This is a genomic window from Marinomonas mediterranea MMB-1 (assembly GCF_000192865.1).
In the GTDB taxonomy this organism is placed as follows: domain Bacteria; phylum Pseudomonadota; class Gammaproteobacteria; order Pseudomonadales; family Marinomonadaceae; genus Marinomonas; species Marinomonas mediterranea.
On the sequence record NC_015276.1, the window covers coordinates 563,665 to 579,201 of the forward strand.

Here is a 15,537-nt window from a genome sequence, read left to right on the forward strand (position 1 = left end):
ATAATAAAAAGGCGTTTAAGTGAACTTAAAAAGTAAAATTATTCTACTGGCCGTGATTCCACTGCTAGCGGCGACGGCCATTATAACCTACGTCGCACTGACTCAGACTCATGTGCTAACGTCGCGTGAGTTGGCTTTTTATGAAAGCCGCATGATCGATACTCGCCGTGAAGCACTCCGTCACAATGTGTCCATTGCCATGTCGGCAATCAAACCGATATTGGAAGACAGTGCATTATCAGACCATGACGCCCAAGAAAAAATTAAGACATTACTAACCGGGTTAACCTACGGGGAAGATGGTTATTTCTTTGTCTACGATCAAGCTGGCGTCAACATAGTACACCCAACCCAACCGAGTTTTGTGGGTCAAAACCTGTTGGAATTTCAGGACTCAGAAGGTAACTACTTAATAAAAAGCATGTTGCATGCGGCCAATAATGGGGGCGGTTTCCATCGTTATATTTGGGAAAAACCGCCTTTAATGAACCGAGAAGACAAGCTGAGTTACGTCGTCTTGATCGATCGCTGGCAATGGATGCTTGGGACGGGATTGTATCTTGATGATATCTACGATGACCTAAACTCCGCACAAGCGTCCATTAACCATAATATAACGAACAGCGTGTACTCGATTTTACTCATAGTTGGAGGCACCGTGTTATTGGTGATATCACTCGGTGTATTTATTAATATTCGAGAACACCACCTTGCTGATGCGAGACTGAAAACGTTAATTCAAAGCTTTATTCGTTTGCAAATTAACGAACGGCGGCGCTTTTCCCGTGAGCTACATGACGGCATCAATCAAATGTTGGTGTCGAGCAAATTCCGTATTGAATTGGTTGCCAGTAAAATCAAAAAAGGCCATGAACAAAGCTCTGTGTTTGAGGAGATTGAAACGGCGGAAAAGATGATTGAGCAAACCATCAATGAAGTGCGGGAGATTTCTCATAATCTTAGACCATCGGTAATAGACGACCTTGGTTTGATCCCCGCCATGCAACAATTGTTGGATAATTTTTCAGAGCGGACAAACATATCCGTCAATAGCGACTATCCTTCGAATCTAGACCAACTTCCTGAAGTGATTGAAATAACCCTCTATCGATTCGTGCAAGAATGTCTGAGTAACATAGAGAAGCATGCTGGCGCGTCTAAGGTTATTATTCGGGTATGGCTGCAATCCGATAGATTGAAATTTGAATGTAAGGACAATGGTAAAGGGTTTGATGCTGAGCAAGCATCCGATGGCATTGGTTTAATTAACATGCGTGAACGATTAGAGCTGGTGGAAGGTGACTTTAACCTAACCAGTCGTATTGGTGGTGGAACCATAATAAAAGCCAGCTTGCCAATCGGGACAGAGAGAGAAATAAATGACGCTTAATAGAAATAATAAACAAGTCATTAATATTATGTTGGTCGACGATCATTTGTTGGTGCTAGATGGCCTTTATGCTCGCTTAGACCTCGAAGACTATATCAACATAGTAGGGACAGCGAACAATGGATTAGAAGCGCTTGAGAAGGCGAAAGAGCTGAAACCTGATGTTGTGCTAATGGACGTTTCTATGCCTGTACTAAACGGCCTTGAGGCGGCTAAGCGATTTAACGCAGAACAACCAAACACTAAGATTTTGATGCTAAGTATGCATCATGACCGCGAGTATATTTTATCTTTGCTGCAATCTGGCGCGAGCGGTTATGTGTTAAAGGACGTGTCGGTCAATGAGCTTATTACAGCGATTGAAACCGTGTATCAAGGCGGGACTTATTTTAGTGCTGGCGCGTCGCAATCTCTGTTTGTCGCCGTTGAAAAGGAGTCAGACACTCAGGCTGAGGCTCTTACAAAACGAGAAACCGACGTGTTGGTGGAACTGGCGTCAGGACGTGCCAACAAAGAAGTGGCCAGAAGCCTTAATATCAGTGTGAGAACGGTGGAAACCCATCGTCAAAATATAAAAAACAAACTGAATATTCATACGACTGCTGGACTAACAAAATATGCGATAGATAAAGGACTGGCGTAATACCTACTGTGCGAGAGAAAATAACGCGGCGACTGCCGCGTAGGCGAGCATAGGGACAACGGTGCGCTTAATGATCGCACCTTCTTGATTGCGAATATTTAGAATCGTAGAGACGGCGATAATATTATTGATGCACACCATATTCCCCATGGCCGCTCCAACTGATTGTAATGCCAGTGTCAGAGTGATAGATAAGCCAGAAGACTGAGCGATCGTTTGCTGAATAGCGCCAAATGTTAGGTTAGAAATCGTTGCCGAACCAGAGAAAAAACTTCCCAGTGCGCCCAGTAACGATGCGACATAGATCCAGTATTCCCCAAGTAAATTTGAAAACGTGTTGGCGAGTAACACCATCGGCGCGCGTTCTTCCCCCATCATCATAAACTTCACCATGATGAGCGCGCCAATCAACGAAATAAAGGGAAGAAAAATGCGTGATCCCGTTTCAATTGTAATGTGTTTTACATCGCGTACAGACAGCCGATAAAGAGGGATGCAAATGAGTGCAACGAGCAAGAATGGAATGATGGCTGGGACGTAAAGGGTTTTATACTGCCAGCTAACCCCCGTATTGAGCAAGTTGGTTGCGCTTAAAATCAGTGCGTGGCTCACAGACAGTAGGCTGTGGTTTAGCTCTATACTCGCAAGCGGTGTCGGGTCATTAAATACTTGCTTTATACCGAAGGCGGGCACACGAGTGATGACTAAAATTATTATTAACAATAAGAAGGGCAGAAGTGCTTTAACGACACTTTTATTGCCCTTGAACGTGGGCGAAGGTTGGCCTTGCTGAGGTCGTGACAATCCGATATTCCCTTTTGCCAATAGAATACTCATCGCGAACCCAATGGCGCCACCCACGAGAGAAGGAAACTCGTAGTTCCAAATGGCAAAAAGCGTATGAGGGATCGTACAAACAAGAATACTCAACAAAATAAAGAGCAGGTTAGCTTTGATCGTATGACTATCTAGGATAAACCCGAGTCCTATAACGGGAATAATTAGGGCAGCTAGGCTGTTTACGACAGCCGCGTTAAAGGCAATGTCGAGTAGGTTTGAATCGCTTAAACTTAGTCCAGAAAAGCCAAACCAAATTGGCGTTCCAACCGCGCCAAATGTAACCGGAACCGAATTCATAACCAAAGCGAGCATCGCGACTTGTAGTGGCGGAAAGCCTAATCCGACAAGAATCGGTGCTGAAATAGCAGCGGGAGTACCGAATCCAGAAGCCCCTTCGAGCATAAACGCAAAGGCCCAACCAATGATCATAAGTTGGGCAACGGGGTTCACACTGATGCTACTGAGCCAGTCTCTTAAGACTTGTTCATTACCAGAAACCACCAACACTCGATTAAGAAGAATTGCTCCCGCGACAATTGAGATAGGCGTTAACACCGATAAGGTTCCAGCGAGAGCATTGGCCATGAGCAGTGTGATATCTGCGTGAAAAGCGAACACTTGTATCAGGCCAACAATGCCTGCTGTTAACGGCAGCGCGATGTGCGACGGCAGTGCATTACGTTTCGTCATTGCCCATATTAGAAAGAGAATGGGTGCGGCGCAAAGCAGGGTATCCATCAAATTAAGCGGTTCTCCTTATTAGTTGTAGCCACATTGCGAAACTTGCCAAGCGTTATCCACAAGCTGAAGCCAGAAGACTTGCTCACACCTTCCTTAACTTTAACAGTTCAGTGTTAAAGGCGCGTGGATAAGTTACTTTTAGCTGAACTAGGTCAAGATTTAAAACGGGCTTTCACGCTTATTTTTTGATTCTAATGATCGGCCTTGTTTGTTTATGTACTCTTTGTAAGGTGAGATACCGACTTTGATAAAACTAGTTTGTTATGTTATAACGTAATCATAAAATCTAGAAAATTATCGCCTTCTAAGTGGTCACATCTATGCAATCTATCAATAAAAAACTGCCAGTTACGGTGTTATCTGGCTTCCTTGGGGCAGGTAAAACCACTGTTCTAAGCCATATTCTGAACAATAGAAATAACCTTAAAGTCGCTGTCATTGTGAATGACATGAGTGAAATTAACCTAGACGCCGCGTTTGTCCAGCAAGAAGTTTCTCTAAGTCGTGGAGAAGAAAAACTGGTGGAAATGAGCAATGGCTGTATTTGTTGTACATTGCGTGAAGATCTTCTTCTTGAAGTCAGAAAGCTTGCTGAGGGTGGTCGTTTTGACTACTTAGTGATCGAGTCGACGGGTATTTCTGAGCCATTACCAGTCGCTGAAACCTTCACCTTTGCCGACGAAGATGGCGTTAGCCTTTCTGATATCGCGACATTGGATACGATGGTGACCGTAATCGACGCTGTTAACTTTCTCAAAGACTACGAACAAGGTAAATACCTTTCTGATGTTGGTGAAAGCTTAGGCGAAGAGGATGAACGCAGTGTGTCTGATCTGCTTGTCGATCAAGTGGAATTCTCAGACATTTTGCTGGTCTCTAAAACGGACTTAGTGTCAGAGAAAGAGCTGGCTAAACTGACGGCAATCTTACGTACGCTCAATACAGAGGCCGATATTGTCCCCATTCAAGCTGGCAACATTGCCATTGATCGCATACTTGGGACTGGTAAATTCAGCTTTGAAAAAGCGCAACAGTCAGCGGGTTGGCTGAAAGAAATGCGAGGTGAGCATGTACCGGAAACCGAAGAGTATGGAATAGGAAGTTTCTCATACATTGCACGCAAGCCATTTCACCCTGAGAAATTCTATAACTTACTTCACAATACAAAAGAGTACGGCAAGCTGATTCGCTCGAAAGGCTACTTTTGGTTGGCGTCTCGACCACAGTTTGCAGGTCAATGGAGTCAGGCAGGCGGCGTCGCTCAATATGGCTTTGCGGGTATGTTTTGGCGCGCAGTTCCGAAAGAGCGCTGGCCGCAAGATCAAGAGTCTATCGATATCATCATGAAAGACTGGCATGAACCATTTGGTGATATGCGACAGGAGCTGGTGTTTATCGGACAAGAGCTGGATAAAGACGCGATGATCAAGGCGCTAGACCAATGTTTGCTGTCTGAAGAAGAGTTGCTAGAAGGACAGGAATACTGGCGTGGATTGTCAGATCCATTTCCAAAATGGGAGGAGGTCGCGTGAGTCTTATCGCTCAACTCTTAAATGAAAAGGCCCTACCGGAAATTGTGCCATCTCAATCCAGCCGTCTTGTAAATGAGCTGGTGGATATTGCTCAGATTTACGAAGATGAGCTGAACTTCGTTGCTTGGGAACGCACGCTAGAGCCTTCACTAATTAACGCCGTTGAGACATTAGTCTCGATCCTGAGTGAACGTCCAAAGCTACTGTCACACAGTGAAACCGTCTCGGTCGAAAACGTCGAAACGACGTTACAACGGGTTTTCCCTGAGTGCGAAGGTCGTGACCTTATTATCGAAGATATTCGCTTATTGCTCGAGGCTTTTTGCTGTTTGTTTGAGCTTGAACAAGTCGGTTTACGAATTTCTTTAGTGAAGCGGGCAATGTGTCCTCGTTTTCACGTTGATCAGGTGCCTTGCCGCCTGATCACCACCTACTGCGGGCCAGCAACGCAATGGCTTGAAAACTCCGATATAAGCAGAGCAAAATTGGGCCGAGGAAATGGCGGATTGCCAGATGAGCACTCGGGGCTCGTTTCAAAAGATGCGACTGTTTTTCAACTTAAAGCGGGCGATGTTGGTTTATTAAAGGGCGAAAAGTGGTATGAAAACGAAGGCAGAGGCATCGTGCATCGGTCTCCCGAAGTGCAAGCGAACGAAGCTCGACTTATTCTCACATTTGATTTCGCTTAGCGTCTTTAAAACTTTCTCGCTTTTTACGAATTTAAAGTCAGCCTTTTATTTTATTGTTTTACCTATTCTATTCATTAACGCAATTTATTTACGAACTGGTAGAGACGGTAAAATGAAAGGCTATTTTATATCGACAGAGGCGTCATTATTTGATTTTGATACGATTTACTCGTTTTTGTCTGAGAGCTATTGGGCAAAAGGCATCCCTTCTGAGACCCTAAAAAAAGCAATAGAAAATTCTCTGTGTTTTGCTGTGTTCGCCGAATCAGACCGTTCTACTATACAGCACCCTCCTAAACAAATTGGTTTTGCCAGAATGGTGACCGATAAAGCGACGTTTGCGTATCTTGCTGACGTGTTTATTTTAGAAGCGTATCGTGGGAAAGGTTTGTCTAAGTTTTTAATGGAAAACATCGTGTCCCATCCTGACCTTCAGGGGTTGCGTCGTATTATGCTTGCAACAAAAGACGCTCATACTTTGTACACGAAATACGGCTTTGAGCCATTAGAGCAAGTGGATCGCATAATGCAGATTTGGAACCCAAGCGTCTACTCAGATTTAAATTAAATGGAATTTATAATCAATTTTTAGAATGTTTTATTCATTTTTGAGGTTTGTCAGGGTTAAAATAGAGCAGATGAGGCATACTGTGCCCCGAGTGGAGACTGTCTTAGCCTAAGCTCTGAATAGAGCGGTAAAGGTCGACGGCTTCTTCGTTGCTTAATCCTGTGACACGCGAAAACCTTCCGATGCTGCTGGAAACTTGGACAAAATCCTGCTCTTCCTGCAATTCGGATGCTGTATTTTCAGTTCCCTCTTTAGAGCGCTGAAGCAGTTCTTGTGAAGCAGAAGTGAGTGTTACCTCATCCTTTTCTGGAGGGTAGCGGTCAGCAGCATCTCGATTAGTAGTCGCCTTATTCAGGTTATACAGAGATTGCTGATAGAGGTTTAGTCCTTCACTTGAATTAATAGTCATAGCGTTCACCGTGAATTAGACGCACGATAATATTAGTATTGGTTAGACTTGTTCAAAAAGCAAACAATAAATGTTTGCTTTTTTGTACTTTTCTTTCAAAAAAGACTGATTGTACTAATTTTTTGTAATGAATTTTCAAAAAAAAGCCGTACAAAAGGTAGGCGATTCTATAGAAGCTTTGTAGAATGTGCTCGCTGCGTTCTGGAGAAGGCGCAAAATAATAATTTTTCCCATTGAGGTTCGTTAAATGCCTGCTTTATTGCAATTTATATTAATTGGCTTAGCTGTTATTGCATTGCTCGGTGTCGTTTTGGAAGACGTGATTCACGTTAACAAAGCCAAAGTGACCCTGTTTTTAGGTACGCTATCTTGGTTTTTGCTGTTTATTTTCCACGATGCGGGTCACGAAGGTGCTGTAAATGAAGGCTTCTTAGAGAATATATCTGAGATCGCCAGCCTTTGGCTATTTTTGGTTGCAGCGATGACATTCGTGGCCTACCTCAATAAAAAAGGCATGATTGAAAACTTGATTCACCTCTTTTTGCCTAAGCAAATAAGTGAGCGAAGGCTTCTATTTTTGACCGCGATTTTCTGTTTTGTGTTCTCTTCTTTGGCGGATAACATCACAGCAACGTTAGTGTCTGTCACACTGATTCTCTCATTGAACCTTTCGACCAAGAAAACAGTGCGTTTCGCGACATTGGTGGTTTTTTCGGTTAACTCTGGTGGTGTGTCTTTGATCACCGGTGACGTAACAACCTTAATGATCTTCTTGGCGAATAAAGTCAGTATTCTTGATTTGTTGATGCTCTCTTTACCTGCGTTTGTTGCGGTACTTGCGTTAGCGATCCTTTTGTCACGTGGTATGACCGAAACGGTCAATGTCCAAATCCGCAGAACGGATGTACGTGGCGTGGATTTAGCGATTGCCGGCATCTTTTTGACGACGATCATCGGCACGATTGTTTCGAATGTCTTGTTTAATATCCCTCCTGTATTGACGTTCTTACTTGGTCTGTCCGTTATGTTCCTTGTGGCGCGTTTTTATGGCGAAGACGAAGACGAAACGCCGATTCTTGAGTACATTCGTGTTATCGAATTCGAAACATTATTGTTCTTCCTTGGTATCTTGCTACTCGTTGGCATGCTCAAAGAGATCGAAGTTTTGGACGCATTGGTTAGAATGTACGAAGTGCTTCCTCCTGTTGTTGCAAACTACATAATGGGTGTACTGTCGGCTGCAATCGATAACGTTCCGCTAACCGCTGCACTGCTTAAAGCGGGTATTACCATGTCTGAAGCAGAATGGTTAGGGTTAACCTATGCGGTAGGCGTTGGTGGTTCTCTGTTAGTGATTGGTTCTGCGGCGGGGATCGTGGCGATGAGTAAGGTGTCGGGTCTTACCTTTGGTTCATACGCTCGATACAGCTTCTTGTTATTGATTGTTTATACCGTCGGTTATGCTGCTTCTATGTTCTTAGCCGAGACTGTACTCGGAGCAGGTTAGACAGGATTGGAATGTCTTCTGTGGATACATAACTGCGTTTTCCACAGAAGAACATGACGGTTTATGGAACATGCTGTTAATAGCAAGAGCTCTAGTAAAAGCAATAGTAAAAAGCGCTCTATAAAAAAGGCCAGCTTGATGTTTATCAAGCTGGCCTTTTTATTAACTGATGGCTAGTGAGATGCTGTCTAAGTTTAGGTAAGTTCAGACGAGATCAACGCGTTAAACGTTTTTCTCCTGCGTGCTGTCCTTTCGCTCATCCACTAATTCCGGTGCTCGGCGCTCCTTAATGGTCTCCATTAGCTCTTGGCCTTTGGTTTTATCAATCGCCTTTGTCTCATGATGTAGCGCCGTTTTAGCAATCATATTGGCCGCAACCGGTGCTGTTATCAATAAGAACAAGGTAATCAGTAACTCATTCACAGAGAACGTCGACTGACTGAATGAGTGATAAACCATCGAAGCGATCAACACGCCGCTTATGCCTAAAGTAGACGCTTTAGTCGGTGCATGCAGTCGGGTATAGATATCCGGTAAGCGTGCAAGACCTATCGAACCGACCAGTAAAAATATGCCGCCAAATACAAGAAGAACACTGACAACGGCTTCAACAAAAAATGACATAGTCAATTCTCCTATTCAATAATATCGCCACGAAGTAAGTACTTACAAAGCGCTGCGGTACTGACAAAACCAAGCATGGCGATCAAGAGCGCCGCCTCAAAGTACAGAGCAGTGCCCATATAAATACCGTACAACATGATTAATGCGATGGTATTGATGTACATGGTGTCGAGCGCGAGAATTCTGTCGGACAGTTTAGGTCCAACCATCAAACGCCATAAATTTAGAAATAGTGCGATACATATGAAAATGGCAACGATAAAAATAGCCCAATCTAGCATCCTAAAATCTCCTTGATCGGTGCCTCATAGCGTTTCTTGACCATATCAACCAGCTCGCTTTCATTGGTTAAATGTAATGCGTGAACATATAACCATTGTTTGTCTTCTGAGATTTCAGCACTGACGGTGCCCGGTGTAAGTGACACCGTACTCGCTAGAATCGTAATGCCTAAGTCTGAGCTCATCTCAATCGGAATTGCGACAAACCCAGGTTGAAGTTTTTTCAGTGGGCCGACAACCAATAGCGCGACTTCGAAATTGGCGGTAATAATATCGCCTAAGACCATAAAGAAGTAACGAACCGCTAAAAACGGTTTTTTGATCTTCTGATGCTCATCACGCATTCCAGACACGATAAGAGGAATGGTTATCGCGAAAAATAACGCCAGCACCATGTGACCGACACTGACCGAGTTATTAAGCATCAGCCAGACCACAAAAAGCAGTAAGCTGTGCATCGGCATAGGTAGAAGACGCATTACTGAGCTCCTCCTGTTTGAATCGATGGAAGTAGCGGGAAGACAGATTGGTTAGGATCGTGTAAGCCGTTTGCTGCATGTTGGGCGATTTCGACGATGGGCCCACCAAACAGAACCAATAATGGAGAAGCTGCCATCAGCAAGAACACCGCAATGAGTTGAATGTTCGTTGCGATAGGCGCGTCATCTTGCACGCCGCCAGAATGACGCCAGAAAAGCGTCGTACCCGCTCTAGAGAGCGAGATAAGCGCTGCTAAGCTACTAATGAGCATAATGGGCCAAACCCAGATCATTTCTGCGGTTGATTGCGCCGCTTGCAGGATCAAGATCTTGCCAACGAAGCCAGACAGAGGCGGCATACCAACCAAGCCAATGGCTCCCATAGCGAACGCAATACCTAAAATAACAGGCTGTTTGAGCGCCTTTGAACGCACGAAACGATCTTCTGCTTTACCACGTTGCTTCGAAATAATATCAGCAACCAAGAACAGACCTGCGGTAATAACGGTACTGTGTAATAAGTAATACAGCGCCGCGCCAGTTGCTTCTTCACTTTGCATCGCCGCACAGACTAATAAACTACCTGCGGACAGAACCACCATGTTCGCAACGAGTAACTTCAGGGTCGGTGCCGCAAATGCGCCGATCGTCCCGATACAAATAGTAAGCAAAGCCAATGGCCATAACCAAGCTTGTGCCATATTCGCCAGCTCACCTGCATGATCACCGAAGATCATAATGTGAACTCGGAAAATACTGTAAATACCGACTTTCGTCATAATGGCAAATATCGCAGCAACGGGAGCGCTGGCACTGGCATAGGTGCGAGGCAGCCAAAATTGCAACGGCAACAGCGCCGACTTTAGACCGAACACGACCAAGAGCATAGACGCGCCAATTTCTGCCAATATCGCATTACTCTCATCTAAAGTACTGACTTTAGCGGCCATGTCGGCCATATTGAGTGTACCAAGCGTGCCATACAAGATGCCTAATCCAAATAGGAAAACACTCGATCCCACTAGGTTTAGAATCACGTAATGCATGGTCGCTTGCGTCTTTTGTTTTCCGCCACCATGAATCAACAACGCATAAGATGCGATTAATAAGACTTCGAAGAATACAAAGAGGTTAAACGCGTCACCGGTTAAAAAGGCGCCGTTGATCCCCATGACTTGAAACATAAACAACGGATGGAAATAAGCACCTTCTTTATCGTCTCCTGCGCAGCCATATAAATGAGCGCAAAAAGCCAAAAAGACACATAACAACACCAACAAGGTCGACATTGAATCGGCAACAAGCACAATACCAAAAGGTGCTTGCCAGTTACCCAAAATATATTGAGTGGTACCTTGATCGTTGGTTTGTATCAGAAGCAGTGCCGCTACCACGATTTGTACCGCAAAAGAGGCGATTGCAAAGATACGCTGACGGGCAAGAGTTGTACTAAACGGCGGCAGCAATAACAACGCACCCGTTAGCAGAGGTAAAATAATAGGGAGAATAGCAAGGTGCTGCATTTAGCGCTGGCCTCCTTGTTTGCCAGTTTTTCGCGTTTCTGGAGGTGGTGGTAAACGTCCATCAACATGATCGTTGCCCAAATCTGCACGTGCTCTCATGGCCAAGATAACGGCGAAAGCCGTCATCGCAAAACCGATTACAATGGCGGTTAGAACCAACGCTTGAGGAAGTGGGTCACTGTAGCTTTCTGATTGCCCTAACACGGCAGCAGCATCAAGCCTCAAGCGACCGCTAGCGAATAAAAATAAGTTTACGGCGTAAGACAGCATGGTCAGACCGACGACAACAGAGAAGCTTCGTCCACGCATCGTTAGAAAAATACCGCAGGCCGTTAAAATGCCAACGCAAAACGCGTATAACCCTTCCATTATTCATGCTCCTCTAAAACAGGACGTTCGCTGGTCGTAAGTTTACCCAAGTTAGCCAGTATCAGCATGGTTGCGCCAATTACGGTTAGGTAAACACCTAAGTCAAAGATCATCGCACTGGCCAGTTCGAATTTGCCGATGGCTGGCAGGTAGAAATAATCAAACCAAGACGTTAGGAAAGGACGATCAAAGAACCAACTGCCCACGCCCGTTAGCGCAGAAATCGTGATACCTGAACCGATCATGACTTGATAGTCCAGCTTCATTCGATCCTTCATCCAATCAACACCGTGTGCAACATATTGCTGAATGATCGCAACCGATGTAATCAGCCCCGCGATGAAGCCGCCACCCGGTAAGTTATGTCCACGAAGGAAGATATAAGCCGATACCAGCAACGCAAGTGGTAACAAGGACTGAGAAATAACCGCAAGCAAAATAGGGTGGCTGTCAGTAGACCAAGGTCGGCCATTTGAATCACTTGATGGCATGAACAGCTTCATACGCGCGATCAATTTGTAGATACCCAATGCGGCGATGCCTAATACCGTGATCTCGCCCAGTGTATCGAAGCCCCTAAAGTCAACAAGGATGACGTTCACCACGTTGGTGCCACCGCCGCCAATTTTACTGTTGGCAAGGAAGAAGTCTGAAATGGTGTCTAATGGACGAGTCATCATAGCGTAGCTGATCGTACCAACAATACCACCTAGCATGGCTGCGATCCCAAGGTCTCGGACAATACGTCGCGGAGAAGACTCTTTTGGTGTTTTCTGAGGTAAGAAAAACAAGGCCAGCATCAGCAAGATCACCGTGACGACTTCTACTGACAGTTGAGTCAGAGCCAAATCAGGTGCGGAGAACTTAGCAAACGCCAGAGTCACCACCAGACCAACAACAGACAACGTGATCAAGGCAACCATACGCTTGCGATGCCAAAGAACCGTCGCCAGCCCTGAAATGGTTAACAGTACCGCAGCGGTAATTGACAGCGCATCAACTGGAATTTCAGGGCGGCGGCCAGCCGTTGTATTTAGGTCAAGTAGAGGAACCGCACTCATAACGATGGTCAAGCTCAACACAAAATAGATATAGCGCTGAAGCGAACCGTTATCGACAATCGCCATGAACTGCTCGGCGCGGGCTGAAATCTGCTGCACTATGCCTTCAAACACCAATTTAGGGTCGCTGACCGGAAACTGTGATTGAAACTTAAACAAGTGCTGACGATTGTAATACACAAACAAACCGCCAATCAGCGCGAGAACACTCATAAGAAGCGGGAAGTTAAGCCCGTGCCAAATAGCCAAACTATAGTAAGGAACAAAATCGTTCAATGCGGCACCGGAAGCCGCGTAAAGCAGATCTCCCACCACCAAACTTGGGAAAATACCGACTAACAAACACAATCCAACCAGTATCTCGACTGGAACGCGCATGTACCTTGGCGGTTCATGGGGTGTTTTGGGTAAATTGATTGGCTCGCCATTAAAGAATACGTCGTGAACGAAGCGGGTCGAATAAGCAACGGACATAACGCCACCCAAGGTCGCCATAACTGGCACCATCCAAGACAGTGAACCAAGCGAACCTTGGTGCAGCGTCTCCGTAAAGAACATTTCTTTTGACAAGAAACCGTTTAATAGAGGCACACCCGCCATCGCGGAAGAGGCAACCATCGCCAGTGTGGCGGTATAGGGCATGTATTTCCAGAGACCGTTTAATTGCCGCATGTCCCGCGAGCCAGATTCGTGATCGATAATCCCCGCTGCCATAAATAACGACGCCTTAAAGGTCGCATGGTTAATAATGTGAAAAATCGCGGCAACAAGTGCCAGATCGGTTCCCATGCCGAGCAGCAAGGTGATTAAGCCCAAATGACTGATGGTCGAGTTGGCTAAAAGCCCTTTTAGATCGTGCTGGAACAGCGCGATATAACCACCTAAAAGGAAGGTGGCAAGCCCTGTCATACTGACAATTAAGAACCACAGTTCAGTACCCGCCAAAGTCGGATAAAAGCGAGCCATCAAAAATATGCCTGCTTTCACCATTGTTGCAGAGTGTAAGTAAGCACTTACTGGCGTAGGTGCGGCCATCGCATTGGGAAGCCAAAAATGGAACGGGAACTGAGCCGATTTAGTAAACGCGCCCAATAGAACCAAAACAACAATCACTGGGTAGCTCGCACTTGCGCGAACCAGATCACCGCTGTCGAGGGCATCTTGCAAGCTGTAGCTGCCAACGACTTGACCAAGAATCAGCAAACCTGCCAACAAGGCAAGCCCGCCAGCGCCGGTGATGGTCAAAGCCATGCGTGCGCCTTTACGAGCGTCTGACTTGTGTCCCCAGAAACTGATCAATAAAAACGAACTGATACTTGTCAGCTCCCAGAACACCCAAATCTGGATTAAGTTATCTGACATAACCACGCCGAGCATGGCAAACATAAAGAGAATCAGATAGGAGTAAAACTTGCCAATAGAGTCTTGGCTAGAAAGGTAATATCGCGCGTAGAGAATAACGAGTAGCCCGATGCCGATAATGAGAATGGCAAAGAGTAGAACCAGACCATCAAGGCGAAAGGCCAGTTCAAGTCCCATAGCAGGAATCCAAGGAATGGACGCTTGAAAAGCTTGCCCATCAAAGATTTCAGGTGCTTTTGATAAAATTAAAAATAACGCTAAAGCAGGTAACCCTGCGGTTAGAAACGCACACGCCGTTCGACTGAATCGAGCGGAGAATAAGGGCACCAAGGTTCCAATCAAGGGTAACAAAGGTATCCAAATTAGAGAGTTCAAGTGAAGAGCTCCTTACATTGTTTTCTGTCCACATCGTCCTTCACAACGAAATGGGAACTAAGTTCTTATCCAGACTGGCTATTACTATAGCGAACGTGGCGCATCTTAGGTAGATTTTTTAAGTAATAACCAAAGATAAAAATAGTTTATATTTAACAGGAACCTGCACAGGAATAAAGGGTCGTGAATTTACTTTTTTGTCAAGACATAAACGACCGGCTCTTTAGCCTATTCTTTGCTTGAATGAAGAGGAAAACGGAAAGACAGTGAGAGGGATGATAGAGTGAGTGCGAGAAGGAACAGACGGAGCGATAGAGCGAATAGACTAATAAATAAAAGGAAGAATAAATAATAAACAACGCTTCAAGCCAAAACGGCCCGAAGCGTTGTTGGTGAATGTTTTGTGTTATCAATTTTTAAGGCTAAGAAGCCCAAAGATTAATAAACTCAAAGTTAGAAGAAGTTCCAAATTACGCTGTGCTCAGACCCCATACTCCATAGCAGTACAACAATGCCGAGCATTGCTTCTAAGATAAGGATGCCAACCCCAAGTGTCGTACCGGATAAAATAAAGCCTCGCTTGTGGCTGATTCCCAGAAAACTGGGCGTGCCCTTGTAGAGCAAGTAGCCTGTGTAAGCGATACCCGCCACCATTGCCAGCAAGCATAACCAGAACACCGGATAAATAGCGAACAACCCACTTAAAAACATCGGCGTGGCAATGTAACCTGCAAAGACAATACATTCGTTCCGATCTGGACGGTCTGGTAGACCCCGTGCCAGCCAGTGAATAAAGCTACCAACAAGCCCGATAGCCAACAGGATTAAGGCATAAAACGCGATTCCAAGTACAATGCCATCACCATAAGAAACCCTAAAGGCTTCTTCGCCTCCGAATGTCCAGCCGACTTGCGTTGTACCGATAAATGAACTGACGACAGGAATAGCCGCCAAAATTAAGACATGATGCATGAACAAATGACTGACTGTTTCATGCTCCTCGCTGATGGATCTCCATTCTTGATCAGGGTGGTGCAATAGCCCCCAAACATGATTGATCATAACTTCCCCCTATGCTCACCGCTTTAAAAATTTAACGTTATGGTTAGATGGAAAAATGTCGATCCGCAGGGAAAGTGAAAAT

15 protein-coding genes are annotated in these 15,537 nt (G+C 45.2%); 6 read left to right on the plus strand and 9 right to left on the minus strand.

Going from position 1 to position 15,537, the window contains the following annotated elements; genetic code table 11:
- Positions 1–19 precede the first annotated feature (19 nt).
- Positions 20–1,390, plus strand: a complete 1,371-nt coding sequence (locus MARME_RS02700; RefSeq protein ID WP_013659740.1) for a cache domain-containing protein — start codon at positions 20–22, stop codon at positions 1,388–1,390.
- Positions 1,380–2,033: a response regulator transcription factor gene (locus MARME_RS02705; protein ID WP_013659741.1), complete on the plus strand. Its 654-nt coding sequence runs from the start codon at positions 1,380–1,382 to the stop codon at positions 2,031–2,033. Before MARME_RS02700 ends, MARME_RS02705 begins: the two co-directional genes overlap by 11 nt.
- 3 nt (positions 2,034–2,036) lie before the next feature.
- On the opposite strand, the gene MARME_RS02710 is transcribed toward MARME_RS02705, so the two are convergent.
- Positions 2,037–3,611 (minus strand): L-lactate permease, encoded by a 1,575-nt coding sequence (locus MARME_RS02710; RefSeq protein WP_013659742.1) that lies wholly within the window; start codon positions 3,609–3,611, stop codon positions 2,037–2,039.
- A 323-nt stretch (positions 3,612–3,934) separates the two neighbouring features.
- Between MARME_RS02710 and zigA the strand changes: the two genes are divergently transcribed.
- From zigA to MARME_RS02725, 3 genes are all read left to right on the plus strand, one after another.
- Positions 3,935–5,146, plus strand: a complete 1,212-nt coding sequence (zigA, locus tag MARME_RS02715) for a zinc metallochaperone GTPase ZigA (RefSeq protein ID WP_013659743.1) — start codon at positions 3,935–3,937, stop codon at positions 5,144–5,146.
- A complete protein-coding gene (locus tag MARME_RS02720) occupies positions 5,143–5,835 on the plus strand; it encodes a DUF1826 domain-containing protein (protein ID WP_013659744.1) in 693 nt (230 codons plus the stop codon). Before zigA ends, MARME_RS02720 begins: the two co-directional genes overlap by 4 nt.
- A gap of 112 nt (positions 5,836–5,947) precedes the next feature.
- Positions 5,948–6,403, plus strand: a complete 456-nt coding sequence (locus tag MARME_RS02725) for a GNAT family N-acetyltransferase (protein ID WP_013659745.1) — start codon at positions 5,948–5,950, stop codon at positions 6,401–6,403.
- Positions 6,404–6,506: 103 nt separating this feature from the next.
- On the opposite strand, the gene MARME_RS02730 is transcribed toward MARME_RS02725, so the two are convergent.
- Entirely contained in the window at positions 6,507–6,812 is a 306-nt protein-coding gene (locus MARME_RS02730) for a hypothetical protein (RefSeq protein ID WP_013659746.1), read from the minus strand.
- Positions 6,813–7,059: 247 nt separating this feature from the next.
- Between MARME_RS02730 and nhaD the strand changes: the two genes are divergently transcribed.
- Positions 7,060–8,319: a sodium:proton antiporter NhaD gene (nhaD, locus tag MARME_RS02735; RefSeq protein WP_013659747.1), complete on the plus strand. Its 1,260-nt coding sequence runs from the start codon at positions 7,060–7,062 to the stop codon at positions 8,317–8,319.
- Positions 8,320–8,541: 222 nt separating this feature from the next.
- Here nhaD and MARME_RS02740 read toward each other — a convergent pair whose 3' ends face one another.
- From MARME_RS02740 to MARME_RS02770, 7 genes are all read right to left on the minus strand, one after another.
- A complete protein-coding gene (locus MARME_RS02740; protein WP_013659748.1) occupies positions 8,542–8,943 on the minus strand; it encodes a Na+/H+ antiporter subunit G in 402 nt (133 codons plus the stop codon).
- An 11-nt stretch (positions 8,944–8,954) separates the two neighbouring features.
- On the minus strand, positions 8,955–9,224 hold the full coding sequence (locus MARME_RS02745; protein WP_013659749.1) for a K+/H+ antiporter subunit F: 270 nt from the start codon (positions 9,222–9,224) through the stop codon (positions 8,955–8,957).
- A complete protein-coding gene (locus MARME_RS02750) occupies positions 9,218–9,703 on the minus strand; it encodes a Na+/H+ antiporter subunit E (protein ID WP_013659750.1) in 486 nt (161 codons plus the stop codon). Before MARME_RS02750 ends, MARME_RS02745 begins: the two co-directional genes overlap by 7 nt.
- Positions 9,703–11,226: a monovalent cation/H+ antiporter subunit D gene (locus tag MARME_RS02755; RefSeq protein ID WP_013659751.1), complete on the minus strand. Its 1,524-nt coding sequence runs from the start codon at positions 11,224–11,226 to the stop codon at positions 9,703–9,705. The genes MARME_RS02750 and MARME_RS02755 overlap by 1 nt, the downstream gene beginning before the upstream one ends.
- Positions 11,227–11,595, minus strand: coding sequence for a Na+/H+ antiporter subunit C (locus MARME_RS02760; protein WP_013659752.1), 369 nt, complete (start codon positions 11,593–11,595; stop codon positions 11,227–11,229).
- Complete coding sequence (locus tag MARME_RS02765; protein ID WP_013659753.1) at positions 11,595–14,393, minus strand: monovalent cation/H+ antiporter subunit A; 2,799 nt, start codon at positions 14,391–14,393, stop codon at positions 11,595–11,597. The genes MARME_RS02760 and MARME_RS02765 overlap by 1 nt, the downstream gene beginning before the upstream one ends.
- Before the next feature lie 453 nt (positions 14,394–14,846).
- A complete protein-coding gene (locus MARME_RS02770) occupies positions 14,847–15,455 on the minus strand; it encodes a Yip1 family protein (protein WP_013659754.1) in 609 nt (202 codons plus the stop codon).
- Positions 15,456–15,537: the final 82 nt, after the last annotated feature.

Excerpts from the sequence above, each read along its gene's own strand:
- MARME_RS02705 (WP_013659741.1), top strand. The coding sequence starts at position 1,380 with ATGACGCTTAATAGAAATAATAAACAAGTCATTAATATTATGTTGGTC.
- MARME_RS02710 (WP_013659742.1), bottom strand. The coding sequence starts at position 3,611 with ATGGATACCCTGCTTTGCGCCGCACCCATTCTCTTTCTAATATGGGCA.
- zigA (WP_013659743.1), top strand. The coding sequence starts at position 3,935 with ATGCAATCTATCAATAAAAAACTGCCAGTTACGGTGTTATCTGGCTTC.
- MARME_RS02725 (WP_013659745.1), top strand. The coding sequence starts at position 5,948 with ATGAAAGGCTATTTTATATCGACAGAGGCGTCATTATTTGATTTTGAT.
- MARME_RS02730 (WP_013659746.1), bottom strand. The coding sequence starts at position 6,812 with ATGACTATTAATTCAAGTGAAGGACTAAACCTCTATCAGCAATCTCTG.
- nhaD (WP_013659747.1), top strand. The coding sequence starts at position 7,060 with ATGCCTGCTTTATTGCAATTTATATTAATTGGCTTAGCTGTTATTGCA.
- MARME_RS02740 (WP_013659748.1), bottom strand. The coding sequence starts at position 8,943 with ATGTCATTTTTTGTTGAAGCCGTTGTCAGTGTTCTTCTTGTATTTGGC.
- MARME_RS02745 (WP_013659749.1), bottom strand. The coding sequence starts at position 9,224 with ATGCTAGATTGGGCTATTTTTATCGTTGCCATTTTCATATGTATCGCA.
- MARME_RS02750 (WP_013659750.1), bottom strand. The coding sequence starts at position 9,703 with ATGCGTCTTCTACCTATGCCGATGCACAGCTTACTGCTTTTTGTGGTC.
- MARME_RS02755 (WP_013659751.1), bottom strand. The coding sequence starts at position 11,226 with ATGCAGCACCTTGCTATTCTCCCTATTATTTTACCTCTGCTAACGGGT.
- MARME_RS02760 (WP_013659752.1), bottom strand. The coding sequence starts at position 11,595 with ATGGAAGGGTTATACGCGTTTTGCGTTGGCATTTTAACGGCCTGCGGT.
- MARME_RS02770 (WP_013659754.1), bottom strand. The coding sequence starts at position 15,455 with ATGATCAATCATGTTTGGGGGCTATTGCACCACCCTGATCAAGAATGG.